Genomic DNA, 23092 nt, shown 5'->3' with positions numbered 1-23092 from the left:
CAATCGGGCCGTGACCTTGAAGATCGACATCGATGAGAGCGCCGCGCCGTACGAGCAGGTGCGGGCGCAGATCGCCGGGCAGGCCCGGTCGGGAGCGCTGCCGGTCGGCTACCGGCTGCCGACGGTGCGGGGCCTCGCCGAGTCGCTCGGCCTCGCCGCGAACACCGTCGCCAAGGCGTACCGGGCGCTGGAGGCGGACGGCGTGATCGAGACCCGGGGGCGCAACGGCACGTTCGTCGCCGCGTCGGGTCCGGCGGCGGAGCGCGAGGCGGCCGGCGCGGCGCAGGCGTACGCCGAGCGGGCAAGGCGGCTGGGGCTCACCGAGGAGCAGGCGACGGCGGCCGTCCGGGATGCCCTGCGCGCGGCCTACCAGGCCTGATCGGGATCAGCGGTCCCGCGGTGAACGAGTCACCGAGCGCCGAGCAAGGGTGACAAGGACACCAGCGCCACCCCGCGCACCAGGTGCCTTTCGGCGTCAGGACAGTTTCGCTTCGGGGGCGAAGGCGGGCAGTTTCTCGAGGCTGCTGCGCACGGCCTCCGCGCCGTACTCGAACATCTGCCGCTCGTAGGCGTCGACCGCGCTGAGCAGCTCCTGGCGGCCTTCGCCTGCCTCGATCAGGCGGCGGCGCAGCAGGTCGGCGTCGCGCAGTTGCCGCCGGTCGGGGAGGTGGCGTGGATCGCGTCGCCGAGCAGCGTGACCGGGCCGGACGCCCAGCGCTCACCGGGCTTGACCACCCGGATGGACAGCAGCGTGCTGTTGTCCGGGTCGGCCTGCTCGATCAGCGCGCGCAGCTCCGGGTGCCAGCCTTCCATCCTGGACAGCACGGCGTCCTGCGCGGTCAGCTCCGCCGGCGAGCCGTTGCCGTTCGACGGCAGGATCATGGCCCAGCGCACGTAGTCGCCGATGTCGGGCAGCGTGACCTCGGGGGCCAGTCGCTCGGCGGCCTGCTTCGGCGGGGTACGGAAGCGCATCGCGCCGAGCAGCAGGCTGACGCCGTCGCCCGCGATCTTCGAGCCGTACGCCTTGGACAGGCCGGCGAACTCGTCGGTCAGCGGGGTGCGGCCGATGACGAACCGGACGCCGGTGTCGGTCGGGGCGGTCCGCGGCGACAGCACCCGGCGGACCGCGGAGGTGATGCCGTCCGCGCCGACGAGCAGGTCGGCGGTGGCGGGGTCGCGGTGCGCGAACCGGGCTTGGACCTGGCCGTCGGCCAGCACGTCGTAGCCGGTCAGCGCGGCGTCGGTGTGCACCGTGAGGCCCGTCAGCAACAGGTGGCGCAGCACCTGCCGGTCGACCACGATGCCGGTGCGGCCCGCGCCGAGCCTGCCGATCTCGTTCAGCTTCGTGTCCAGGACCAACTGCTCGGCGGAGGCGTCCATGACGATCTCGTCCAGCAGCGGGTGCCAGCGCGTCGGCAGGCAGTCGCGCACCGCCTGGAAACCGGTCGGGTTCAGCACGAGCCGGTAGCCCTGGAACCGGGCGGAGATCTTGGGGTCGCGCTCGAACACGTCGGCCTCGATCCCGGCACCCCGCAGACCCTGTGCGAGAGCCAGACCTCCCAGACCGGCTCCGACAACGGAAACTCGCATCACGCACCTCCGGGACATCGATACGAACTTGGTTACGAACCTGGTTACGAACTTAGTTCGTTCTGACGATCTAAGTTCTAATCAACGAACTAAGATCGTGTCAAGGTACAGTGGTGGCCATGTCCGCCGATCCCCGCCAACGCCGCGCAGCGCGCCACGCCCAACCCGCCGCGGAGCCGGCCGCGTCGGCAGCACGCAAGAAGCCGATCACCGTCGAACGGATCACCGACGCCGCCCTGGAGGTCGTCGCCACCGAGGGGTACGACGCGCTGACCATCCGCCGGGTCGCCGCCGTGCTCGGCACCGGTCCGTCGTCGCTGTACGCGCACATCGTCAACAAGGACGACATCGACGACCTGCTGCTCGGCAGGCTCTACGCCGAGGTCGTGCTCCCCGAACCGGACCCGGCCGCCTGGCGCGAGCAACTGCTCGGCGTGTACACGCAGATCCGCGACCTGTACCTGAAATACCCCGGTATCTCGCGCGCCGCGCTGGCCATGGTGCCGACCAGCCTGGAAACGCTGCGGGTCGGCGAAGGAATCCTGGCGATCCTGCTCGCGGGCGGCATCGAACCGAGGACGGCCGGCTGGGCCCGCGACGCGCTGTCCCTCTACGTCAGCGCCTACGCACTGGAACAGTCGCTGGTCCGGCAACGGCGCAGGCACCAGGATCCGGAATGGGTGCTCAGCCGCGAGGAGTTGCTGGACCGCTTCACGGCACTGCCGGCCGACAAGTTCCCGCAGACCCGACGCCACGCCGCCGAGCTGATCTCCGGCACCGGACACGACCGCTTCGAGTTCGCCCTCGGCCAGCTCATGAACAACCTGCGGCCCGCGTCCGGTTGACCGTACCGCCGGCCGGGCGTGCCGGCACCTACAGGTACAGCCCCGCGTCCGACCGCCCCCGGGGCTCCGGCAGCGAGGTCGGGGAGGTGCCCCGGCGCAGTGCGTACAGCTCGGCCAGCGTCGCGCCCTCGCGGCCCACGGCCTGCTCCCCGTCGACGGTCTCCCGGCCCAGCCAGTCCACGGCCTCCCGCTGGGTCAGCGGGCCGACCTCGATGCGGGCCAGGCAGCGGCCGGGGCGGACGACGGCGGGGTGCAGGCGTTCCAGGTCCTCGTTGGTCGTCACGCCCACCAGGACGTTGCGGCCCTGGCCGAGGAGGCCGTCGGTGAGGTTCAGCAGCCGGGACAGGGCCTGGCCCGCCGTGTGCTTGGCCTCGCCGCGGATCAGCTCGTCGCAGTCCTCCAGGAGCAGCAGCCGCCAGCGGCCCTTGCCCGTGCCGTCCTCCTCGCCGATCGCGATGTCCATCAGATAGCCGACGTCGGAGAACAGCCGCTCGGGGTCCAGGACGCAGTCCACCTGGCACCACTCCCGCCAGGACCGGGCCAGCGTGCGCAGCGCCGACGTCTTGCCGGTGCCGGGCGGGCCGTGCAGCAGGAGCAGCCGGCCCGCGATGTCGTCGGGGGTCGTCCCCATCAGGCGGTCCATCGCCTCGGCGACCGGGGTCGTGTAGTTGGCGCGCACCTCGTCCCAGGTGCCCGCGGAGATCTGGCGGGTGGTGCGGTGCGGGCCGCGCCGCGGGGAGACGTACCAGAACCCCATGGTCACGTTCTCCGGCTGGGGTTCGGGCTCGTCGGCCGCGCCGTCGGTGGCCTCGTCGAGGACCTTCTCGGCCAGTTCGGCGGTGGTCGCGGTGACCGTGACGTCCGCGCCGCGGTTCCAGCGGGAGATCAGCAGCGTCCAGCCGTCCCCCTCGGCCAGGGTGGCGCTGCGGTCGTCGTCGCGGGCCACCCGCAGCACGCGGGCCTGCGGCGGCAGCAGGGTCGCGCCGGAGCGTACGCGGTCGATGTTCGCGGCGTGCGAGTACGGCTGCTCGCCCGTCGCGAAGCGGCCGAGGAACAGCGCGTCGACGACGTCGGACGGGGAGTCGGAGTCGTCGACGTTGAGCCGGATCGGCAGAGCGTCCTGTGGCTGGGCAGACATGCGGCCATGATCGGGCACGCGGGCCCCGTCCGCACCCGGTTTCCGCAGGGCGCGTGGTGTGCCCGGCGTCTTCGGTGTGTCGGGTGTGTCGGGTGTGCCGGGTGCGGCTGACGGGCCGGGACAGGCGTGCGCGGCCCCGACGGACTCCGCCGGGACCACCCTTTTCACGCCACCCCCTTCACGCCGTCCCTCTCACGCCACGCCGTCCCTCTCACGCCGGCCGTCGGAGTCGCCGGGTCCGCCGGACCACCGCGTACCCCTTGGTCAGTGCGCGGTCCCGGGCGAACGTCCGGCCGATCGCCCGGCCGTCGAGGAGCCGCTCGAACTCGGCGGCGTCCGTGGTGCGCCGTACCGTCACCCGCCGCAGGGCGTACGGGCCTTGGGCGCGGCGGGCGAGGGAGTTGCCCACGGCGAGGGCCTGGGCGAAGCCGTGGCCGCGCACCGCCGCCCGCACCCGGCGGCTGGAGTAGCCGTACGGGTAGGCGAACGACGCGGGCGGGCCGCCCAGTTCGTCGGCGACGATGTCCCGGCAGCGGGTCAGCTCGGTGCGCAGCCGGGCGTCGTCGAGCTGGTCGAGCTGCGGGTGGCTGTGGCTGTGTCCGCCGATCTCGACGCCCCCGTCCGCCAGTTGGCGTACCTGACCCCAGTCGAGCATGGTGTCCAGGCCGCCGCCGGTGTCGTAGGCCCCCCGGATCCAGCCGGTGGAGACGAACAGGGTGGCCGGGAAGCCGTGTTTCGCCAGGGCGGGGAGGGCGTGCCGGTGGACGCCCTCGTAGCCGTCGTCGAAGGTGATCAGCACCGGGCGGTCCGGCAGCGGCCGGCCGGTGCGCCAGCGGGCCGCGAGGTCGGCGGTGGTGAGCGGGGTCAGGCCCCGGTCCGCGATCACCGCGAGCTGTTCCGTGAACGCCTCGGGTGTGACCGACAGGGTGCGGGTGGCGTCGCTCGGGTCGGCGGCGACCGCGTGGTACATGAGGATCGGCACGCGCTCCGCTGTCATGCGGCACGCTCCACGTCGTCCGGCGCGATCGGCACCACGGCGAACGTCGTCCCCGCCCGCCGCGCCCGCAGACTGCCGACCAGGTACCCGCCGGCCGCCGTCAGCACCCCGGTGACGATCGCGCCCGCCCGCCGCGCGCCGCCGGGCCGGGCCAGCAGTTGGTCGCGCAGCCCGCGCAGCACACCGGCCGGCAACACCCGCGTGGTGTACCGGCGTTCGGTCTCCAGCCCCTTGTCGGCGCCGACGCTGCGGGCGACGAGCGCCTTGGACAGCCCCTCGGCGTAGGTGCGCGTGCGGAAGTACCCGAAGTGCTCGCGCGCCTCGGGCACCTTGTGGTGGATGACCGCGCGGTCGTCCATCAGCAGGATCGCGTCGGGTCTCGCGCGGCTGAGCCGGATGCACAGATCCGTCTCCTCGCCGCCCATCGGCCGCTTGTTGCCGTCGCGTCCGATGCCGGTGGCGAAGCCGCCCACGAAGTCGAACGCGCTGCGCCGGAAGGAGGCGTTGCCGCCGAGGACGTTGCGCACCCGGACCCGGCCGGGCGGCAGCCCCCGGTAGGAGCAGCCCACCACCCAGTCGAACTCCTCGGGGAACCAGTCGGGCCGCCGGCCGGACGACCAGACGGGCACCGCCCGGCCGCCCACCGCGAGCACCCGGGGATCGGAGTAGGGGTCGGCGAACCGGCGCAGCCAGTCCCGTTCGGCGACGGCGTCGTCGTCGAGGAAGGCGACGACCTCGCCGTACGAGGCGGCGATGCCGGTGTTGCGGCCGGCCGACAGCCCGCGCGGGCCCGCGTTGGGCAGCACCCGCACCTCGCCGCTCTGCGCGGTCTCCTTGTACTCGCTTCTCAGCCGGTCCAGGAGGGCCGCGTTGTGGTCGACGACCACCAGGGTCTCCAGGGCCGGATGGGTCTGCGCCCGCACCGAGGCGACCGCCGCGAGGATGTCCTCCCAGCGGTCCTCGGTGTACACGCAGATGACGACGGAGACGTCGATCGCGCTCAAGACACCTCTCCCCGGGCCGAGTCGAGCATCGGCGAGCGGCGCACGAGCCGGCGCAGCGCACGCCGGTTGGATCGCTCCCGGAGGATCACCCGCAGCACGCGCAGCCCGTCGCGGACGGCCCGCAGGTTGCTGACGCCGTGGATGCGCAGGTACTCGTGGCTGGGTATCTCCTGCACCTTCAGCCCCGCCTTGACGACCCGGATGTTGATCAGGGTCTCGATCTCGAAGCCGGTGCAGTCCAGCTCGATCTTGTCCAGGCAGTGCCGCCAGAACGCGTTGTAGCCGTAGCACAGGTCGGTGTAGCGGGCGCCGAACTTGCGGTTGACGACGGCGCACAGGACCCGGTTGCCGAGCCACCGGACGAACGTCATGTCGTCGGTGCCGCCGCCGTTGGCGAAGCGGGAGCCCTTGGCGAAGTCCGCGCCCGAGACGAGGGCGGAGACGTACGACACGATCTCGTTGCCGTCGGCCGAGCCGTCCGCGTCGACCATCACGATGATGTCGCCGCTGCACGCCTCGAAGCCGGTGATCAGGGCGTCGCCCTTGCCCCGGCCCTGCTGCGCGACGACCTTGACGCCGGGCCACAGGTCGCGTGCGACCTGGACGGTGTCGTCGGTGGAGTTGCCGTCGACCAGGACCACTTCGTGGATCCAGTCCGGCAGGGTCTTGAAGACGTACGGAAGGTTCTCGGCCTCGTTCATCGCCGGGATGACGACGCTCACCGGTGGCGTGATGGCCAGGTGGGAGGAGATGGGCCGGTACTTGCCGACGGTCGACGGGTCCTGGAAGTCCTCGCCCGAAGTCGCCGGTTGCAGAACGGAACTCATGAGTCTGATCCCTCTCGTCCGGTGGGCCGCCCACCCCCGGGCAGCCCGGAATCCACGTCCGGTTCGAAAGGGGGGTTTCTCACCCGTGGCGGAACGCTCTCCGCACCTACCGGGTGAGCTGGCAGAACTGACCGGCCACCGGCGAAAGACGGCAGCCGACCGCGCGGCACGACTCGGTCACCATGTGCGGTCACCGAGCACGGCACCCCCCTACCGCGCCCCACTCCGGATCCCGTCGCGGTCCCTGAGCCCTCCCCTGGTGCCGCTTGCTGACGGTCCGTACGAGTGAGATGTATGACGGTATTGATGATTAAGCCCGGATGGCAAGCCCTTGATGGCCCTCTCACCTTTTTGTTCGTTTGACCGTTACAGAATGGTGCGTCCGGTGGCGGACACGCGTGCGGTGTATGTGCACACGTGTTCCAGAGGGAGACCAAAGGGGCCCGGAAACCGCAAAACTTGGCATGGACACTTCCCGTCAACGCGGGTCATTGCTACGACAGTTGTGGCAGAGATCCTGCTAAGGGAGGTTCCATGAGACGTTTCCGACTTGTCGTCATCGTCAGCTCAGTCCTCCTCGCCGTCGCCACCGCCCTCACCGGCTCGGCCTCGGCCCAAGGGTCCCAACTCGCCGCCGGCGGCGGCTATGTGGCGCTCGGCGACTCCTACTCCTCAGGTGTCGGCGCGGGCGGCTACATCAGCTCCAGCGGCGACTGCAAGCGCAGCACCAAGGCGTACCCCTACCTCTGGAACGCCGCTCACGCCCCCGCCTCGTTCACGTTCGCCGCTTGCTCGGGCGCTCGTACGGGTGATGTTCTGGCGGGTCAGCTCGGCGGCCTGAACTCCACCACCGGCCTGGTCTCCGTCACCGTCGGCGGCAACGACGCGGGCTTCGCCGACGTCATGACGACCTGTGTCACCAGCTCCGACAGCTCCTGCCTCAGCCGCATCAACACCGCCCGGGCCTACGTCGACTCGACGCTCCCCGGCAAACTCGACACCGTCTACTCGACGATCCGCTCCAAGGCGCCGAACGCCCGCGTCGTCGTCATCGGCTACCCCCGCTTCTACCGGCTCGGCACCGTCTGCCTGGGCCTGTCCGAGGCCAAGCGCTCCGCCATCAACAACGCGGCCGACTACCTCGACGCGGCGACCGCCCGCCGCGCCGCCGCCCACGGCTTCGTCTTCGGCGACGTCCGCACCCCGTTCACCGGCCATGAGATCTGCTCCGGCAGCTCCTGGCTGCACAGCCTCAACCTGCTGAACATCGGCGAGTCCTACCACCCGACCGCGGCCGGTCAGTCGGGCGGCTACCTGCCGGTCCTGAACAGCGCCGCCTGAGCCGTCGTCACTCGGACGGCGAGGGTGAGGGGGAGGTCCCGTCCGTCGGGGCCTCCGTCTCGCAGGTGACCGAGAACGGCACCTTCTCGGACGTCGCCGTCACCGGCTCCCGCACCTCGACGCCGATCGCGTTCTGGTACGTCCCGCTGCCCGCGTACGTCGACACGGTCACCTTGTCCTGCTGGGACTTGCCGCCGCCCGACGGGAAGTCGAGCGTCTTCCAGGTCTGCCCGGACAGCTCGCCGTCCTTCGACACCCAGCGGTACGACACCGTCGCGGGCACCTGCCCCACGGTGATCGTCGCCGTGAAGGCGGGCGCGTCGGCGTCCGCCGGCGGACAGGAACCCGAGTAGTCCGTGTTCGCGCCGGCGACGGTGACCTCGACGGTCTGCGCCGGGGCCTCGGACGAGGCGCTCTCGCTCGGACTCGGACTCGGACTCGCGCTCGGCGACTCGCCTGCCGTCTCGTCGCTCGTCTCCGGCTGCGACGCGGGCGAACTCGCGATGTCCGTACCGCTGTCGGTGACCCCGCCGGTGGCCTTGCCGCCGCTGCCGTCGCCCCGGTTCAGCAGCCCGTACGTCAGCCCGGCGACCGCCAGCGCGAGCACCGCCACCCCGGCGACCAGGGCGACCCCGGCGCGCCGGTTGCGCTGCGGCGGCTCGGGCGAGGAACCGGCCGGGGCCGCAGTCCAGGGCTGGGGCGGGGTCGGCGACGGCTGCTGACGGAACGGCTCGGCAGGGGTCGCGGCCGTCGGCGGATACGGCGTGTACGGCGCCTGCGGCGTCGTCGGGGCGGTGCCCTCGTACGGGTCGCCGCCCGCCGCCACGATCCGCAGGTCGCGCTCGGCCGTGTCGGCGGGCATCCGCTCGGCGGGATCCTTGCGCAGCAGTCCCTCGATCACCGGCGTGAGCGGACCGGCGCGGCGCGGCGGCGGCAGCTCCTCGTCGACGATCGCGCGCAGGGTGCTCAGCGGAGTGTCGTACCGGAAGGGGGAGTTGCCCTCGACCGCCGCGTACAGCAGCACGCCCAGCGACCACAGGTCAGACTCGGGCCCCGGCGTGCGCCCCAGCGCGCGCTCCGGCGCGAGGAACTCGGGGGAGCCGATGACCTCGCCGGTCATGGTCAGCGCGGACGTGCCCTCCACGGTCGCGATGCCGAAGTCGGTGAGGACGACCCGGCCGTCGTTCGACAGCAGTACGTTCGCCGGTTTGACGTCCCGGTGCAGCACCCCCGCCTCGTGCGCGGCCCGCAGCGCGGCCAGTACCTCGGCCCCGATGTGCGCGGCCCGCGCGGGCTCCAACGGGCCCTCGGCGTCCAGCAGTTCGGCGAGGGAGATGCCGCGCACGATCTCCATGACGATCCACGGTCGGCCGTCCTGAGTGGCCACGTCGTACACCGTGACGACGTTCCGGTTCGCGACCCGGGCCGCGGCCCAGGCCTCGCGCTCCAGCCGGGCGTACAGCCGCTCGACGTCGGAGGCCGACAGCCCGTGCGGGGCGCGCACCTCCTTGACGGCGACCTCGCGGTGCAGCACCTCGTCCAGCGCCCGCCACACCGTGCCCATGCCGCCCTCGCCGAGCGGGGTCAGCAGGCGGTACCGGCCCGCGATCAGACGTTCACTGCCCGATTCTTCGGACACCGCGACCCCATTCCGCTCTTCGTCTCCGGGCGAAAACCTCCACAACTCCACAAACGTAGCTCAGCCGAGTACGGATGCCGCCCCCTTGAGCACCAGTCCGGCGCCCAGGGCCACGACGAGGAACGCGGACCACAGGGGCAGGTTGCGTTGGACGAGCGCCACGACCGGGTGGCTGGTCCAGCGCGGCTGCCGGTCCAGCAGACGGGTCGCGCCCGCGCCCAGCCGGACGACGGCGAACCCGGCGGCGGTGAGGGTCAGCGCGAGCCCGACGCCGTACGCGACGACGAGCAGCAGCCCGAACCAGGCCTGCCCGAGCGCCGCCGCGCCGACCAGCACGACCACCGCGGACGGACTGGGCACCATGCCGCCGGCGAAGCCGAGCAGGATCGTGCCGCGGATCGTGGGGGCGATGGTGTGGGTGTGGGTGTGGCCGCCGTGGGTGTGGGTGTGGGTACGGCCGTGCTCGTGGGTGTGGGGGTGAGGGTGGGGATGCGGGTGATCGTGCTCGTGCTCGTGCTCGTCGTGGGTGTGCTCGGCGTGGTCGTGACGGTGCTCGTGGCCGTGCTCGTGGCCGGCCTCGTGACTGTGCCCGTGGTCGTCGTGCGTGTGTTCGGCGGGGGCTCCGACGAGGGCGAGTTGACGGGCGGGGGGCTTGGCCGGCTCGTGGCCGTGGGGGTGCCCGTGGTCGTGTCCGGGGCCGTGGTCATGGCTGTGACCGGGGTCGTGTCCGGGGCCGTGGTCATGGCTGTGACCGGGGTCGTCGTCGTGACCGTGATCGTGGCTGTGGCCGGGGGTGCGGTTGCGCCAGGCGCGGCGGGCGAGGCTCGCGCCCGCGAACAGGACCAGCGCGCCGCTCGCCAGGCCCAGCCAGGCGATCACCGAGGGCGCGGCGGCCGAACCGGCGGTGACGAGGAGGCCGAGGGCGACGACGCCCAGGGTGTGCGTGATGGTGACGGAGGCGGCGAGCGGGAGGACGTCCTTCATCCGGGCCTTGCCGCCGCGGGCGGCCGCCGTCGCGGCCATGATGGTCTTGCCGTGGCCCGGCGCGACCGCGTGCAGCGCGCCCAGGAAGACGGCGATCACCAGCGCCAGCGCGGCGAAGCCGACGCTGTGGTGCTGCCGGGCGACCAGGTCGTTCAGATCCTGCGTCCAGCGGTCCGCGCCGCGCGGCAGCACGGACGCGCCCGGCGCGGTGCGCCCCTCCTCGACGAGGGCCGCGCCACCCGGCCGCACCGTCACCGACGCGGTCGAGGTGTCCGCCGGGGAGGACAGCAACTCCTTGGGATAGCTGGTGAGTTCGCCCGACACCGACGTCTTCGGCACGTCGGAGTCGGTCAGCGTCATACGGTCGCCGCGGGCGGTGATCTCACGCCAGCCGGGGCCGGTGGAAGCGCCCTCGCTGTGGAAGCCGACGGTGATCGACTTCTTGTCGGGGAGCGGGGCCGTCAGCCGGCACTCGACGCGCAGGGTGTGCAGCCCCGCCTGGCCGGGCCGCAGGATCGCCTTGCTGCTGCCCGCCGTGAGCGCGACGGCGGCGCCGTCGACGGTGACCCTGCTGCCGCTCGCGGCCGACGCGCACCGCTGGCGGGCCCACTCGGTCATCCCGAGCCGCTCGAGGTCCGGCTTCGCCTGGGTCGCCGGGATCTCGGCGAGGTCCTCGACGTGGTCGACGCGGAGCTGGCCGGGGGCGGCGACGAGACCGTCGTAGCGGTTGACGGTGAAGTTGCCGAGGGGGTGTGCGCTCGCGCTGGCGGAAGGAACCAGCGCGAGCGCGCAGCCGGCCGTGAACACGGCCGCGCAGGAGGCGAGCAGACGACGCGAATTCACTTGCCCGCCTCCAGCGTCTTGAGTGCCGTACGGGCCTCGCGGGCGCCCAGCGTGGCGAAGCCGGGGTTCAGCTTCAGGGCGGCGGCGAGGTGGGTACGGGCGTCGGCGGCGTGACCGGTGGCCTTCTCGATCACACCGCGGTGGTAGAGGAAGGCCGCGTTGTGGTAGCCGGTGGCGGTGGCCTGCCGGGCGTAGGGGAGCGCCTCGGCGTCCTTGCCGTTGACGTGCAGGGCCCAGGCGAGCGCGTCCGCCGTGTGCACGGTGTGCCGGCGCGACCAGTCGTCGCGGGCCGCGCGCAGGGCCGTCGCCTTGTCGCCGTGGTCGGCGGCGGCGAGCGCGGTGTCGAGGTCGGCGTTGACGCCGTTGGCGCGGGCGATGGCGGTCCACGCGTCGACCAGGACGTACTGGTCCTGGGCCTTCGCCGCGTCGCCCGCGGCGCCCCGGGCGTCGTACAGCTCGCCGAGCTCGACCAGCGGGCCGGGCAGCGGGTAGCGGGCCACGATCAGCTCCAACCCCTTGATGGCCTCGGCCTGTTGGCCGATGGCCGCCTGGGCGCGGGCGCGGCCCTCCAGCGCCGGGAGGTAGTTCTCGTCGGCGGCCAGGGCGCGCGCGTAGTCGGTCAGCGCGGTGGTGTAGTCGCCCTGGTTCCAGGCGAGTTGGCCGAGCTGGGCCGCCACGTAGGCGATGTCGCCGGGAGAGGTCGACGCGGCGAGCGCCCGGTCCAGGACGCGGCGGGCGGTGGTGACGTCGCCGCGCAGCTCGTGGACGTAGGCGTAGCGGGTGAACACCGGCACTCCCGGCCGCCGTTCGTCGGCGACGCGGACGGCCTGGTCGGCGTCGGCGTAGCGGCCGAGCTCGACGAGGGCGTCGATCCGGGAGCACAGGGCGCGTTCGCTGTAGGGGTTCAGCTTCAGCGCCTGGTCGGCGAAGGTCAGGGCGTTCGCGAAGTCGTGCCGGGCCGCGGCGAGGGCGGCCCGGCCGGCGAGGGCCTGGTCGTTGTCGGGGCGCAGGGCGAGGGAGCGCTTGAGGGCCTGCTCGGCCTGCGGGTAGCGGGAGGGGTCGCCCTTGGTGCGGGCCTGCTCGACGTAGGCGAGTCCGAGGGTGGCCCAGCCGCCGAAGTCCTTGGGCTGGACGCGGAGATGGGCTTGCAGCGCGGTGATGCTGGAGTCGAGGTTGCCGCTGGCGAGCAGCCCCGGCGAGACCGCGGCGGCGGTCGCCACGGGCACGTTCTGCCCGTCCCGCACCGCCCCCAGCGCGATCGCCCCGGCGGTCAGCGCAACCGCCAACATGGCCGCACACGCCCCGAGTTGCACCCCCCGCCACCGCCGCCCAGCAGCCCCCACCCGCCGAACAGCGGCGACACGGTCACCGGACCCGGCGGGGGTTACGGCGTCGGCGTCGGCGTCGGCGCTGGCAACGGCGTCGCCGACGAGGTCGGTACCGGGATGGGAATCGGGGCTGGCACCGGCATCGGCGCCGGTGCCGTCGGCGAGGTCGGAATCGGGGTCGGAATCGGGGTCGGAGTCGGCTCCGGAACCGACGCGGGCGTCGACGAGCGGCGTACGGGGGCTGGTGGCCGTCGAGGCCTTGGCCGCCGCCGCCTCTACTGCGGCCTCCGCCGCCGCATCCGCCGCCTCAGCGGCTTCCGGCTCCGGCAGGTGGCCCCCGCCGGCCACGCCCGTTGCGTCCTCGCCGGTGATGTCTTCGGCGGCGGCTTCGGGCGTCGCCCCGGCCGTGTCGGCCTTGGCCGCGTCGCCTACGGCGGAGGTGGTTCCGGGCGTCGCCCCGGCCATGTCGGTCTCGGCCGAGTTGTTCCCGGTCGGGTCGCCCATGGCGCTGGCGCTTTCGGGTGTCGCCTCTGCCGTGTACGCCTCGGCCACCTCGTTCACGGTCGGGTTGCCCACGGCGGCGGTGGCTTCAGGCGTCACTGTGGCCGTGGCGGTCTTGGCAGTGGTGTTCGTGATGGGGGTGTCCGCGGTGGAGGGGGCCTCGGGGCCGGGTCCGGTGGTCGGGGTCGGGGCCGGTTGGGTTGAGGCCGGGGTCCGGTGCTCGGGGTGCTCCGGTTCGCCGTTGTTCGTCCGCGGGGACATGCCCTCTCCTAGGTCGCCTGGGGTGGATCAGGGTGCTCGCATGGGGGTGGCGCGGCCCGCGCCGTGGGGGATCGGTGCGCGGGCCGCGCCAGTCGGTGGGGTGGGCCGGGGAGTGCAGGTTCTCCCCGGCCCGGCTGAGCGGAGGGCCTAGTAGGCGCGCCGCCGTCCGCGCCACCACATCAGGCCGCCTCCGATGAGGAGGATGCCCGCGGCGCCGGCGCCCGCGGAGGACGCGATCAGCGCGGTGTTGTTGTCGGAACCCGTGAGGGCGTCACCGAGCTGGCTGCGGACGTTCGCGCTGCTCTTCGCGGTCGCGCCGCGCGAACCCTCGGTCGGCAGGGCGACGTACGGGAAGTACTTCTCGAAGGACTTGTCGTTCTTGTCGACCGCGTCGCCCAGGTCGTTCTTGGAACCGACCAGCTCACCCTCGACGACCTGGAGCGAGGCGTCGATCACGTCGTCGGTGAGGCGACGGCCGTTCGGGAAGCCCGCGTTGTCACCGTCGAGGACACCGAGCCGCTTGGGGCTGGCGGTGGGCTTGATCGAGGTGTTGAGGCGCAGTTCCTCCGAAGGCGTCACGTACGGAGGCTGGTTGAGGCCCTTGACGCCCTTCAGGAACACGTCCACGAGGTCGTTGCGCGGCTCGGCCGGCGCCTTGATCTTGTAGATGCCCTCGATGAGCTTCGGCAGCTCCGGGTTGGTGACGTTCTTCAGGAACTGGGCGTCGTCCTTGGGCTGGGACGCGTTGAACTTGTCCTTGTCCTTGATCGGGTTGACGACCTCGTTGACCAGCGGCATGCCCAGCCGCGAGACCTGCGAGTAGTAGCCCTCGGCGTTCTCGCGCTGGGTGGTCGACCAGACGCCGACGATCGGCTGGTGCTTGCCCTCGGTGATCATGTCGCTCGGGACCTGCAGCGCGATCGAGTTGACGTTGTAGCCCTTGAGCGTGTCGTTGCCGACCTCGGAGAGGTCGCCGCCGTACAGCAGGTCGAAGACGCGCAGGTCCAGGAAGAACGGGTCGTCGGCCTGGCCGGCGAAGGTCTTCGCGCCGTTGGGCAGCTTGTAGATCGCGTGGTCGCGCAGCTTCGAGTAGTTCGGCATCGACGCCTTGCCGACGTTCGACGGCGCCACCGGCACGTCGTCCGCGATCTTCGTCTTGTGCTCGACCTTGCCCTTCTTCGACTTGATCAGTTCGAGGTCGTAGGTCTGCGTGATGTTGAGGTCGGGGTCGTCCAGGCTGTCGACGACGCCGGTGTTGTAGAGGAACGTCTTCTTGTTCTTCGTATGCGTCTTGAAGGTGTAACGGAAGGTCAGGTCCTCCTTCGCGTCACCGTCGTTGTCGATGTGCAGGTCGTACTGGGCGTCCTCGGCGAAGGGGAAGAAGTTCGGGCCGCCGGCCGGCTCCTCGAACGGGATCCAGTTCGCGATGATCGTCGTCGTGTCCGGGTGGTCCGGGCTGACGAACGCGTACACGTCCGTGTTGTCGTACTGCGGGGTCCCCGAGATGAGAGGGGCCTCACGGTGGCTGGAGGCGTATGCCGCCCCCGGGGCCAGCGTGGCGGCGCCGGCGGCTGCGAGCCCCCCGGCGGCCAACGCACCGCATATCAGGGTCGCGACGCTCCTGCGTCCGTTGCCGCTCCGCGAGATAGCTGTCATGCCGTCCGTCCTCTGTGCCAACTTGCCTGACGGACACTGATACGGAGCGGAGGGCGGGTTCGGATTGGTCGGAACCGAAAAACTTTTAATTTCCTTCTCACCCGCGTTTTAGGCGCTGGGATCCGTATCTGTCAGACGGAGGTGTGTTCGTTGGCTATGCCTGGTGTGACGGGGCGGCCCGGGTGCGGCGGCCGCAGAGAGGGGAACCGCGTGGAGGCGGACGAGCTTCTGGTGCTGGTGGCGGGAGGCGACCACTACGCCTTCGAACAGCTCTACGCGCTGGTGTCCGGGCCGGTGTTCGGGCTCGTGCGCCGGGTCGTGAGGGATCCCGCACAGTCGGAGGAGGTCGCCCAGGAAGTGCTGCTGGAGGCCTGGCGCTCCGCCGGCCGCTTCGACCCCAGCCGCGGCAGCGCCCTCTCCTGGATCCTCACCCTCGCCCACCGCCGCGCCGTCGACCGGGTGCGCAGCGCCCGCGCCGCCGTCGACCGCGAGCAGCGCGAGGCCCGGCGCTACCACGACCCCGCCTTCGACCAGGTGGCCGAGGAGGTCGAGGCGGGCCTGGAACGCCAGTTGGTCCGCCGCTGCCTCGACCGGCTGACGGCCTTACAGCGGCAGTCCGTCACCCTCGCCTACTACGACGGCTACACGTACCGTGAAGTGGCCGACCGGCTCTCGCTGCCGCTCGGCACGGTGAAGACACGGATGCGTGACGGGCTCACGCGGCTGCGCGACTGTCTGGGAGGCGCCGCATGAGTGTGCTCGGCCTGTTCCGCCGCGAGGATCTGCACTCGCTGGCGGCCCCCTACGCGCTCGACGCCCTCGAACCCGAGGAGCGCGGCCGTTTCGAGAAGCATCTGAAGGGCTGCGACCGCTGCTCCGCCGAGGTGCGGGCGCTGGCCGAGGACGCCGTCCGGCTCGCCTGGTCGCAGGCCGCCCCGCCGCCGGCCGACCTGCGCATCCGGGTGCTGGCCGCCGTCCAGCGAACCCCGCAGGAGCACTCGCGTGCGCCGGCGCGGGGGCACGCGCCCCAACTACCCCCGCACGTCTGGGGCACGCAGCCGCCGCCGGGACGCTCCCGTGCGCCCCGTGCGCGCCGCCCGCTGTTCGCACCGCTCGCCACGATCACCGCCGCCGGGGCGCTCGTCGTCGCGTCGCTGTTCGCCGTCCAGGCCGGCCGCACCCAGGACCAGTTGGACGCCGAGCGCGCCCAGTCGCGTGACATCGCCCACGTTCTGGCGGCTCCGGACGCGCTGGCGAGCACCGGCAAGGACGCCCAGGGCCGCAGTATCGGAGTGATCGCTTCCGCTTCGGAGGGGCAGGCGATCGTCACCCTGAACGGATACGAGGGGCTGCCCGCCGGGCAGGCGCATCAGCTATGGCTCATGCGCCCGGGCGCGCAACCACGCTCCCTCGGGCTCTTCGCCGACGACACGCCCCTCGTCGCCACCGGTCTCGACAGGGCGGCGACATCACTCGCTGTGACCGTCGAGCCCGACGGGGGGTCACCACAGCCCACCACACAGCCAGTTGTCCAACTCACCCTGAAATCGGTTGGATTCGGAGAGTGATCGGGGAGGGGTCGTCAACCCCCTTGCGGGGAAGGTGAATCCTGTTGGCTCGATACACGGGTGCCGCGACGGGGCTATAGGGTTAACCTGCCCGGGCCGGGTGGACTCGTACGGGTGGGGAGTGACATGGAACAGATAACGGTGCACAGCAGGGCGAGGGTCCCTGCGATCACCTGCGGAAGCAGCGCGACCAGCTCGCGCCTTGACCGCCATCTCTCGGTGCTGGCGGGCCCCGCCATACCGCAACGGGAGACGCTCGAGGCGACCTCGCTGATGCGGGAGCTGACCGCGCGTGAGCCCGTGCGCGACCACGGCTCCAAGCTGACGACGCGGGCCCGGGTGAGCCGTGTCTCGCTCTTCGCGCCCCTGCGCCGCCTGCGCCGCTCGCTGTTCGGCGGCAACAAGCACTGACCGGCGGACGCGTCCGCACGTGCCGACGCGTCCTCACGTACTGAGTCCCCCTCGACAATCGAGTCCCCCTCGCCTACCGAGTCCCTCACGTACCGAGTCCCGCTGAATCCCGCGCTCAGGCGGCCACGCCGTCCCGGCGCAGCGCTGCGATCTCCTCGTCCGTCATCCCCACGGCACGCAGCAATGCTTCGGTGTGCTCCCCGAGCGCGGGCACGTCTCCCATCCGCGCCTCCTCCCCGCCCGGCAGCGTGATCGGGGGCAGCAGCGCCCGCAGCGGCCCGACCGGCGTCCCCACCTCCCGCCACCGCTCACGGGCCGCCAGTTGCGGATGCTCCGCCAGCTCGTAGAGATCCCGCAGGCGGGCACACGCGATGCCCGCGCCCTCCAGTCGCGCCAGCGCCTCGTCGGTGCCCAGCGCGCCCAGCGCCTTCGCCACCAGGGCGTCCGTGCGCGCCCGGTTGGTCACCCGCGCCGCGTTCGTCGCATACGCCGGATCCGTCCCCAACTCGGGCCGTCCGACGACCTGTTCGGCCAGCCGCCGCCACTCCCGGTCGTTCTGCACGGACAGCAGCACCCGCCCGCCGTCGGCGGTGGCGTAGGCGTCGTAGGGCGCGATCACGGCGTGCGCGAGACCGGTGCGGGCCGGGGGAGTGCCCCCGTGCATCGTGTGGTGCAGCGGATGCCCCAGCCACTCGGCCAGCGCGTCCAGCATCGACACCGCCACCGGGCCGCCCCGCCCGGTCGTGCCCCGTCGCACCAGCGCAGCAAGGACGCCCGAGAAGGCGTACATGGCCGCCGCGATGTCCGCCGCCGGGATCCCCGCCTTCACCGGCTGCTCCGGCGTCCCGGTCACCGACACGAGCCCCGCCTCGCACTGCACGAGCATGTCGTAGGCCCGCTTGTCGGCGTACGGCCCGCTCGCCCCGTACCCGGAGATGTCGACCGCGACCAGCCGCGGGTGCGCCGCGCACAGGGTGGCCGCGTCCAGACCGAGCCGGGCCGCCGCCCCCTGCGCGAGGTTCTGCACGAACACGTCCGCGTCCGCGATCAGCCGCCGTACGACGGCAAGGCCCCGCGGGTCCTTGAGGTCCAGCGCGAGGGACTCCTTGCCCCGGTTGCACCACACGAAGTGCGAGGCGAGGCCGCCGGCGGCGGTGTCGTAGCCGCGCGCGAAGTCACCGCCGTCGACCCGCTCGACCTTGATCACCCGGGCCCCGAGGTCGGCGAGCTGCCGGGTGGCGAACGGCGCCGAGACGGCCTGCTCTACGGCGACGACGGTGATGCCCTCCAGCGGCAGCGGCAGCGGGGACGGGGGTGAGGACGGCGGTGAGGACCGGTGGTCCGTGGGATCCATGGGGTGGATGCTAGAGCAGCGCGAACTGGCCCTCCGGGCCCTCCTCGTGGTGGTCGAGGACCGTCGCCGGGTGGCGGGCCGCGTCCGGGACCGGCAGGACGCCCGCCGCGCGCAGCTCCGCCGCCGTGACCGTGTCCGGCACCGCCAACTCCGCCCGCCGCGCGCCGACTTCCGCGAGCAGCGCCAACACCGTGATGAGCTCCAGGAGTTCGGAGGTCCACGCCTGCTGCCAGCCCGCCGGGCGGATCGCGGCCAGGGTGCCCGGCTCGGCCTCCGACGCGGTCCGCGCCGCGAACCACCGCTCCAGGACCCGGCCCTGCGCGTCCGCCCCGAAGTCCCAGGCCTCGGGCGGGACGGGGGAGACGCGGCCCTCGTCCAGGTGGAGGGTCTCCTCGGCGCGGTCGTAGTGCAGGGTGCGGGGGCGGGCCGGGAGCGGGGCGCGGACGTAGGGGCGGCGGCCGCCGGGCAGCTTGGGGCGCTCGCCGGTCCGCCGCAGCAGCCACAGCGCGCGGTGGCCCGACTCGACGCCGTGCGCCCACAGTTCGCGGTCCCGGGGGAGCGGCACGGTGAGATCGGGGCGGACGGCGGTCAGCGTCCACGCCAGGAAGTCCACCGGATCGGGGGAGTGGCCGAGCCGGCGGAGCTGGTCCGGCAGGCCCGGCGCCAGGTTCGGCTCCCGGCCGCCCGGCCGCCGGTACAGCGGGCGGATCCGGCCCGCGCGCAGCAGCGGGAACAGGGAGGTCGCCAGCAGCGGCCAGCCCGGCGCCTGCGGGGTCTCGACCGCGAACACCTGCGTGTCGTCCGCCACCCGCCACACCTCCGGGCGGGCCGCGTCGATGAGCCGGTGGTCGGGGATGAGCCACTGCTCGTCGAAGGGCGCGGCCAGCACCCGTACCGGCTCCGGGCAGGGGCCGAAGGCGCGGGCGAGGCGCTGTGTGCCGCCGTCCGTGCGGCCCGGGAGCCGGCCGACGGCCGTGTGCAGGGTGCGGGCGCGGGTCGGCTCGAACAGGGCCTCGCGGTCCTCGCCCTCGGCCCGCGCCAGGGCGTCCCAGCGGGCCTTGAGGGCAGTTGGGTCGGGCGCCGCCGGCCAGCCCCGGCCGAGCCGCGGCGGTGCGACGGACCACGGCATCAGGTCCGCCAGCGGCGGAGCGTCGTCGTGCGTCACGCGTGGCATGGTACGACGGCCCGCCCGCGCCGGGTCACGTCGCGTCGAGCGTGACCGTGAACGAGAAACGGTCGCCCCGGTAGTGGATGACGGCCGCGTCCAGGACCCGTCCGGCCGTGTCGTGGGTGACGCCCGTGTAGTGCAGGATCGGGCTCAGCAGCGGGACCCGCAGCAGCCGGGCCGTCTCCGGGTCCGCGAGCCGCGCCTCGACCGTGTCGGTGATCCGGCCGATGTCCGCGCCCAGGATGTCCCGCAGCACCTTCGTCATGGGCCGCCGGACCAGGTCGTCGGGGTCGATGCGGTCGGCGAGCTCGGGACGGACGTAGTTGCGGGCGTGGTTGGTGGGCTCGCCCGTCTTCTCGTCGCTCCTGAGCCGGTGGTACGTGGCCACCTCGGCCAGGTCAGGGAAGTACTCGGCGACCTCGGCGGGGACGGGCGCGCGGCCGTGGCCGAGGAGCTCGGTCGTCATCCCGGACTGCTGGGCCACGATCGCGTCGACCGAACCGAGCAGTTGTACGGGCGCACCCCGCAGGACGCCCGGCTCGATGAACGTGCCGCGCCGCCGGTGCCGGCTGATCAGCCCCTCGTCCTCCAGCTCCTTGAGCGCCTGCCGCATGGTGAGCACGCTCACCCCGTAGTGCCCCGCCAACTGCTCCTCGGTGGGCAGCCGGAGCGGGTCCCGGGGCGAGCGGCCGAGTATCGAGGCGCGCAGCGACTGCGACACCTGGTACCACAGCGGCAGCTTGCGGGTGAGGACGATCGAGTCCGGGGCGAAGGAGGTCACGGGGCTATCCGTACCGGTCGGCAACGTTCAGTGCAATGGTTCGCCGGACGGGCGGAAGTGGCGTTCGAGGCCCTGCCAGACGTCGTCGTAACGCTGTTGGAGATGGTCCGCGCGGGCCGCGTGCGGGGTGAGGGTGAGCGGCCAGCGCGTCTCGAACATGAACGCCAGCCCGTCGTCGATCTTCTGCGGCTTCAGTTCGGCGGCGCTCGCCCGGTCGAACGTCTCCCGGTCCGGGCCGTGCGCCGACATCATGTTGTGCAGCGAACCGCCGCCCGGCACGAAGCCCTCCGCCTTCGCGTCGTACGCCCCCTCGACGAGCCCCATGTACTCGCTCATCACGTTCCGGTGGAAGTACGGCGGCCGGAAGGTGTCCTCGCCGACCAGCCAGCGCGGGGCGAAGACCACGAAGTCCACCCCGGCCAGCCCGGGGGTGTCGGACGGGGACGTCAGCACCGTGAAGATCGACGGGTCCGGGTGGTCGTGCGAGATCGACCCGATGACGTTGAAACGGCGCAGGTCGTAGACGTACGGCAGATGGTTGCCGTGCCAGGCGACGACGTCGAGCGGCGAGTGGCCGTAGGTCGCGCCCCAGAGGTGGCCGCAGAACTTGTTGACGACCCGCACCGGGCCCTCGACGTCCTCGTACGCGGCGACGGGCGCGCGGAAGTCACGGGCGGCGGCCAGCCCGTTGGCGCCGATCGGGCCGAGGTCGGGGAGGCGGAACGGCGCGCCGTAGTTCTCGCAGACGTAGCCGCGGGCGGCGGCGTCCAGCAGCTCGACGCGGAAGCGGACCCCGCGCGGGATCAGCGCCACCTCGCCCGGCTCGGCGTGCAGCAGCCCGAACTCCGTGCGCAGCAGCAGCCCGCCCCGCTCGGGGACGATCAGCAGCTCGCCGTCGGAGTCGCTGAACACCCGGTCCATCGAGGCGTTCGCGTGGTAGAGGTGCACGGCCATGCCGGTGCGCTGGGCGGCGTCGCCGTTGCCGCCGAGGGTCCACAGGCCGGCCAGGAAGTCCGTGCCCTCCGGCGGCTCGGGCAGCGGGTTCCAGCGCAGCCGGTTCGGGTCGGGGACCGTCTGGGTGAAGGGGCCGGTGCGCAGCGCGCCGTCGCCGACCCGGGTGAACGCCGGGTGCGCGGCCGACGGGCGGATCCGGTACAGCCACGAGCGGCGGTTGTGGGCGCGCGGCTCGGTGAACGCGCTGCCGCTGAGCTGCTCCGCGTACAGGCCGAGCGGGGCGCGCTGCGGCGAGTTGCGGCCCTCGGGCAGGGCGCCCGGGACCGCCTCGGAGGCGTGCTCGTTGCCGAACCCCGAGAGATAGGCCAGCCCCTCGGCCGTCTTGCGTGCGTCCCCGCTGCTCATCGTCGCTCCTCGCCGACCGGATCCTCTGCCCATTCCTATGCATCACCGTAGGATTGAGTTTTCCCGGACGCAAGAGGCCCGCCGGTCCTTGTCCGGTCCTTGTCCGGTCCTCGTCTCAGAGGACGATCACGGCGCGGTGAGAACCAGACCTCAGGGGGATCCACGGGCCGGGCGCGGTGCCCTAATGTCCCGAGCATGTCGTGGACGCGCGCTCTTCCCGCCGCGCTCGCGGTCTGTGTCCTGCTGCTGACCGGATCCGCGGGCTGCGGCTCCAGTGGTGCGCGGGAGCGGCGGACCGGGGCGTCGCCCTCGCCCGTGGGCAAGGTGCTGGACCACACGGACGGCGCCGGGCGCCACTACCGCGAGGTCGCGAAGGAGGGCGCGCCGAAGGTCGGCGTGGAGGTCCAGCCGGACGCCGGCGGCGGCTGGGACGTCCGGCTGAAGCTGGCCGACTTCCGGTTCTCGCCGCCGGGCGCGGCACGGCGGGCGGTCGCCGGGCGCGGCATCGCCCGGCTGTACGTCGACGACCGGCCGATCGCCGACCTGCGCGGCCCGGCCTACCGCATCCCGGCCGGCTTCCTGCCGCACGGCACGCACGAGGTCACCGCCCGGCTGTACGCGGACGACGCGACGGTGTGGGCGGTGGACGGCAAGCCGGTGCAGGCCACGGCGGACGTCACGGAGTCGGCGGGAACACCCACCGAGGCCCCCGCCGACTCTTCCACCGGCTCCCCGACCGGAGCGTCGACCCCTTGAGTGCATCAGGCATCTTTCCCCGTACTCGGGGGCGATTTTCACCAGGCCGCGTCGGAAAGGCATCATGAAGTCCGTGCCCCAAGCGACATCGCTCCGTCGCGCGCCCGTACAGCGGCGCAGCGCCGAACGGCTGACCAGGATCCTCGACGCCTGCGCCGGCCTGCTGGACGAGGTCGGCTACGACGCCCTGAGCACCCGCGCCGTCGCCGAGCGCGCCGGTGTCCCCATCGGCTCCGTCTACCGCTTCTTCGGCAACAAGCGGCAGATGGCCGACGCGCTCGCGCAGCGCAACCTGGAGCACTACGCCGCGCACGTCACCGAGCGCCTGAAGGGGGCGCGGCGGGGCGACTGGCGGGCCGCCATGGACGCCGTACTGGACGAGTACCTGGCCATGAAGCGCACCGCGCCCGGCTTCTCCCTCGTCGACTTCGGCAACCAGATCCCGGTCGGCGCCCGGCACGCCGAACCCAACCACCGCGTCGCCGACCGCCTCACCGCCCTGCTCTCCGACTACCTCGTGCGCGAGCCCGACGACGATCTGCGCCGCACCTTCCTGATCGCCGTGGAGACCGCCGACACCCTCGTCCAACTGGCGTTCCGGGTGGACCCGGAGGGCGACCCGAAGGTGATCGACGAGACGCGCGAGCTGCTGCGGGCGTATCTGGCGCGCACCCTGGACTGACGGTCGCGGCCTACCCCTCGCCCTTCGCCATACCGCTCGGTATGCTCGTCGGGAGAAGG

General features: G+C 72.6%; 21 protein-coding genes. 8 read left to right on the top strand and 13 right to left on the bottom strand.

The window, feature by feature from the left end:
- Nucleotides 1-10: 10 nt before the first annotated feature.
- Nucleotides 11-379, top strand: a complete 369-nt coding sequence (locus BMZ82_RS12060; RefSeq protein ID WP_177244461.1) for a GntR family transcriptional regulator — start codon at nucleotides 11-13, stop codon at nucleotides 377-379.
- A gap of 236 nt (nucleotides 380-615) precedes the next feature.
- Here BMZ82_RS12060 and BMZ82_RS12055 read toward each other — a convergent pair whose 3' ends face one another.
- Complete coding sequence (locus BMZ82_RS12055; protein WP_256251862.1) at nucleotides 616-1590, bottom strand: FAD-dependent oxidoreductase; 975 nt, start codon at nucleotides 1588-1590, stop codon at nucleotides 616-618.
- A 119-nt stretch (nucleotides 1591-1709) separates the two neighbouring features.
- On the opposite strand from BMZ82_RS12055, the gene BMZ82_RS12050 reads away from it, so the two are divergent.
- On the top strand, nucleotides 1710-2435 hold the full coding sequence (locus tag BMZ82_RS12050; RefSeq protein ID WP_177244460.1) for a TetR/AcrR family transcriptional regulator: 726 nt from the start codon (nucleotides 1710-1712) through the stop codon (nucleotides 2433-2435).
- A 28-nt stretch (nucleotides 2436-2463) separates the two neighbouring features.
- Here the strand turns inward: BMZ82_RS12050 and BMZ82_RS12045 are convergent, their stop codons facing one another.
- The 4 genes from BMZ82_RS12045 to BMZ82_RS12030 form a co-directional block, all read right to left on the bottom strand.
- Nucleotides 2464-3573 (bottom strand): DUF5925 domain-containing protein, encoded by a 1110-nt coding sequence (locus BMZ82_RS12045; RefSeq protein ID WP_093774687.1) that lies wholly within the window; start codon nucleotides 3571-3573, stop codon nucleotides 2464-2466.
- A gap of 211 nt (nucleotides 3574-3784) precedes the next feature.
- Entirely contained in the window at nucleotides 3785-4570 is a 786-nt protein-coding gene (locus BMZ82_RS12040; protein ID WP_177244459.1) for a polysaccharide deacetylase family protein, read from the bottom strand.
- Entirely contained in the window at nucleotides 4567-5574 is a 1008-nt protein-coding gene (locus BMZ82_RS12035) for a glycosyltransferase family 2 protein (protein WP_093774685.1), read from the bottom strand. Before BMZ82_RS12035 ends, BMZ82_RS12040 begins: the two co-directional genes overlap by 4 nt.
- Nucleotides 5571-6401, bottom strand: coding sequence for a glycosyltransferase family 2 protein (locus BMZ82_RS12030; protein WP_093774683.1), 831 nt, complete (start codon nucleotides 6399-6401; stop codon nucleotides 5571-5573). The genes BMZ82_RS12035 and BMZ82_RS12030 overlap by 4 nt, the downstream gene beginning before the upstream one ends.
- 534 nt (nucleotides 6402-6935) lie before the next feature.
- Between BMZ82_RS12030 and BMZ82_RS12025 the strand changes: the two genes are divergently transcribed.
- Entirely contained in the window at nucleotides 6936-7742 is an 807-nt protein-coding gene (locus tag BMZ82_RS12025; protein WP_093774681.1) for an SGNH/GDSL hydrolase family protein, read from the top strand.
- A gap of 7 nt (nucleotides 7743-7749) precedes the next feature.
- Here the strand turns inward: BMZ82_RS12025 and BMZ82_RS12020 are convergent, their stop codons facing one another.
- The 4 genes from BMZ82_RS12020 to BMZ82_RS12005 all read right to left on the bottom strand — a co-directional run bounded on the left by BMZ82_RS12020 (nucleotide 7750) and on the right by BMZ82_RS12005 (nucleotide 14954).
- The gene (locus BMZ82_RS12020; protein WP_093774679.1) at nucleotides 7750-9381 is read right to left on the bottom strand and encodes a serine/threonine-protein kinase; all 1632 of its coding nucleotides are present in this window, start codon (nucleotides 9379-9381) and stop codon (nucleotides 7750-7752) included.
- Between the two features lie 60 nt (nucleotides 9382-9441).
- Complete coding sequence (locus BMZ82_RS12015; protein WP_093774677.1) at nucleotides 9442-11208, bottom strand: urease accessory protein UreH domain-containing protein; 1767 nt, start codon at nucleotides 11206-11208, stop codon at nucleotides 9442-9444.
- Entirely contained in the window at nucleotides 11205-13001 is a 1797-nt protein-coding gene (locus BMZ82_RS12010; protein ID WP_371271196.1) for a tetratricopeptide repeat protein, read from the bottom strand. The genes BMZ82_RS12015 and BMZ82_RS12010 overlap by 4 nt, the downstream gene beginning before the upstream one ends.
- A 444-nt stretch (nucleotides 13002-13445) precedes the next feature.
- The gene (locus BMZ82_RS12005; protein ID WP_093774675.1) at nucleotides 13446-14954 is read right to left on the bottom strand and encodes a DUF4331 domain-containing protein; all 1509 of its coding nucleotides are present in this window, start codon (nucleotides 14952-14954) and stop codon (nucleotides 13446-13448) included.
- Nucleotides 14955-15164: 210 nt separating this feature from the next.
- Here BMZ82_RS12005 and BMZ82_RS12000 point away from each other — a divergent pair, with 210 nt between their 5' ends.
- The 3 genes from BMZ82_RS12000 to BMZ82_RS11990 all read left to right on the top strand — a co-directional run bounded on the left by BMZ82_RS12000 (nucleotide 15165) and on the right by BMZ82_RS11990 (nucleotide 16933).
- Nucleotides 15165-15707, top strand: a complete 543-nt coding sequence (locus BMZ82_RS12000) for a sigma-70 family RNA polymerase sigma factor (protein WP_093774673.1) — start codon at nucleotides 15165-15167, stop codon at nucleotides 15705-15707.
- The gene (locus tag BMZ82_RS11995) at nucleotides 15704-16522 is read left to right on the top strand and encodes an anti-sigma factor (protein ID WP_093774671.1); all 819 of its coding nucleotides are present in this window, start codon (nucleotides 15704-15706) and stop codon (nucleotides 16520-16522) included. The genes BMZ82_RS12000 and BMZ82_RS11995 overlap by 4 nt, the downstream gene beginning before the upstream one ends.
- 126 nt (nucleotides 16523-16648) lie before the next feature.
- Complete coding sequence (locus BMZ82_RS11990; RefSeq protein WP_093774669.1) at nucleotides 16649-16933, top strand: hypothetical protein; 285 nt, start codon at nucleotides 16649-16651, stop codon at nucleotides 16931-16933.
- A gap of 115 nt (nucleotides 16934-17048) precedes the next feature.
- On the opposite strand, the gene BMZ82_RS11985 is transcribed toward BMZ82_RS11990, so the two are convergent.
- The 4 genes from BMZ82_RS11985 to hmgA are packed head-to-tail and all read right to left on the bottom strand — an operon-like array spanning nucleotide 17049 to nucleotide 21595.
- Complete coding sequence (locus BMZ82_RS11985) at nucleotides 17049-18287, bottom strand: CaiB/BaiF CoA transferase family protein (protein WP_093774667.1); 1239 nt, start codon at nucleotides 18285-18287, stop codon at nucleotides 17049-17051.
- 10 nt (nucleotides 18288-18297) lie between these two features.
- Nucleotides 18298-19461: a type ISP restriction/modification enzyme gene (locus BMZ82_RS11980; RefSeq protein ID WP_093774665.1), complete on the bottom strand. Its 1164-nt coding sequence runs from the start codon at nucleotides 19459-19461 to the stop codon at nucleotides 18298-18300.
- 25 nt (nucleotides 19462-19486) lie between these two features.
- Complete coding sequence (locus tag BMZ82_RS11975) at nucleotides 19487-20236, bottom strand: GntR family transcriptional regulator (RefSeq protein ID WP_093774663.1); 750 nt, start codon at nucleotides 20234-20236, stop codon at nucleotides 19487-19489.
- A 27-nt stretch (nucleotides 20237-20263) separates the two neighbouring features.
- Nucleotides 20264-21595, bottom strand: coding sequence for a homogentisate 1,2-dioxygenase (hmgA, locus tag BMZ82_RS11970; RefSeq protein WP_093774661.1), 1332 nt, complete (start codon nucleotides 21593-21595; stop codon nucleotides 20264-20266).
- Nucleotides 21596-21790: 195 nt separating this feature from the next.
- On the opposite strand from hmgA, the gene BMZ82_RS11965 reads away from it, so the two are divergent.
- Both BMZ82_RS11965 and BMZ82_RS11960 read left to right on the top strand, forming a co-directional pair.
- Entirely contained in the window at nucleotides 21791-22351 is a 561-nt protein-coding gene (locus BMZ82_RS11965; protein WP_177244458.1) for an SPRY domain-containing protein, read from the top strand.
- Nucleotides 22352-22415: 64 nt separating this feature from the next.
- Nucleotides 22416-23033 carry a TetR/AcrR family transcriptional regulator gene (locus BMZ82_RS11960; protein ID WP_093774659.1) on the top strand — a complete coding sequence of 206 codons (618 nt, stop codon included), beginning with the start codon at nucleotides 22416-22418 and terminating at the stop codon, nucleotides 23031-23033.
- The last annotated feature ends 59 nt before the right edge of the window (nucleotides 23034-23092 follow it).

This window comes from Streptomyces sp. yr375, from assembly GCF_900110755.1.
In the GTDB taxonomy this organism is placed as follows: Bacteria; Actinomycetota; Actinomycetes; order Streptomycetales; family Streptomycetaceae; genus Streptomyces.
Note: the sequence above shows the minus strand (reverse complement) of the source record. Positions and strands in the feature narration are given on the sequence as shown.

Coding starts and splice junctions, on each gene's coding strand:
- BMZ82_RS12005 (WP_093774675.1), bottom strand. CDS start 14,954: ATGACAGCTATCTCGCGGAGCGGCAACGGACGCAGGAGCGTCGCGACC.
- BMZ82_RS11980 (WP_093774665.1), bottom strand. CDS start 19,461: ATGCCACGCGTGACGCACGACGACGCTCCGCCGCTGGCGGACCTGATG.
- BMZ82_RS11995 (WP_093774671.1), top strand. CDS start 15,704: ATGAGTGTGCTCGGCCTGTTCCGCCGCGAGGATCTGCACTCGCTGGCG.
- BMZ82_RS12055 (WP_256251862.1), bottom strand. CDS start 1,590: ATGCGAGTTTCCGTTGTCGGAGCCGGTCTGGGAGGTCTGGCTCTCGCA.
- BMZ82_RS12045 (WP_093774687.1), bottom strand. CDS start 3,573: ATGTCTGCCCAGCCACAGGACGCTCTGCCGATCCGGCTCAACGTCGAC.
- BMZ82_RS11960 (WP_093774659.1), top strand. CDS start 22,416: ATGAAGTCCGTGCCCCAAGCGACATCGCTCCGTCGCGCGCCCGTACAG.
- hmgA (WP_093774661.1), bottom strand. CDS start 21,595: ATGAGCAGCGGGGACGCACGCAAGACGGCCGAGGGGCTGGCCTATCTC.
- BMZ82_RS12030 (WP_093774683.1), bottom strand. CDS start 6,401: ATGAGTTCCGTTCTGCAACCGGCGACTTCGGGCGAGGACTTCCAGGAC.
- BMZ82_RS12010 (WP_371271196.1), bottom strand. CDS start 13,001: ATGGCCGGGGCGACGCCCGGAACCACCTCCGCCGTAGGCGACGCGGCC.
- BMZ82_RS12025 (WP_093774681.1), top strand. CDS start 6,936: ATGAGACGTTTCCGACTTGTCGTCATCGTCAGCTCAGTCCTCCTCGCC.
- BMZ82_RS12050 (WP_177244460.1), top strand. CDS start 1,710: ATGTCCGCCGATCCCCGCCAACGCCGCGCAGCGCGCCACGCCCAACCC.
- BMZ82_RS11990 (WP_093774669.1), top strand. CDS start 16,649: ATGGAACAGATAACGGTGCACAGCAGGGCGAGGGTCCCTGCGATCACC.
- BMZ82_RS11965 (WP_177244458.1), top strand. CDS start 21,791: ATGTCGTGGACGCGCGCTCTTCCCGCCGCGCTCGCGGTCTGTGTCCTG.
- BMZ82_RS12040 (WP_177244459.1), bottom strand. CDS start 4,570: ATGACAGCGGAGCGCGTGCCGATCCTCATGTACCACGCGGTCGCCGCC.
- BMZ82_RS11985 (WP_093774667.1), bottom strand. CDS start 18,287: ATGGATCCCACGGACCACCGGTCCTCACCGCCGTCCTCACCCCCGTCC.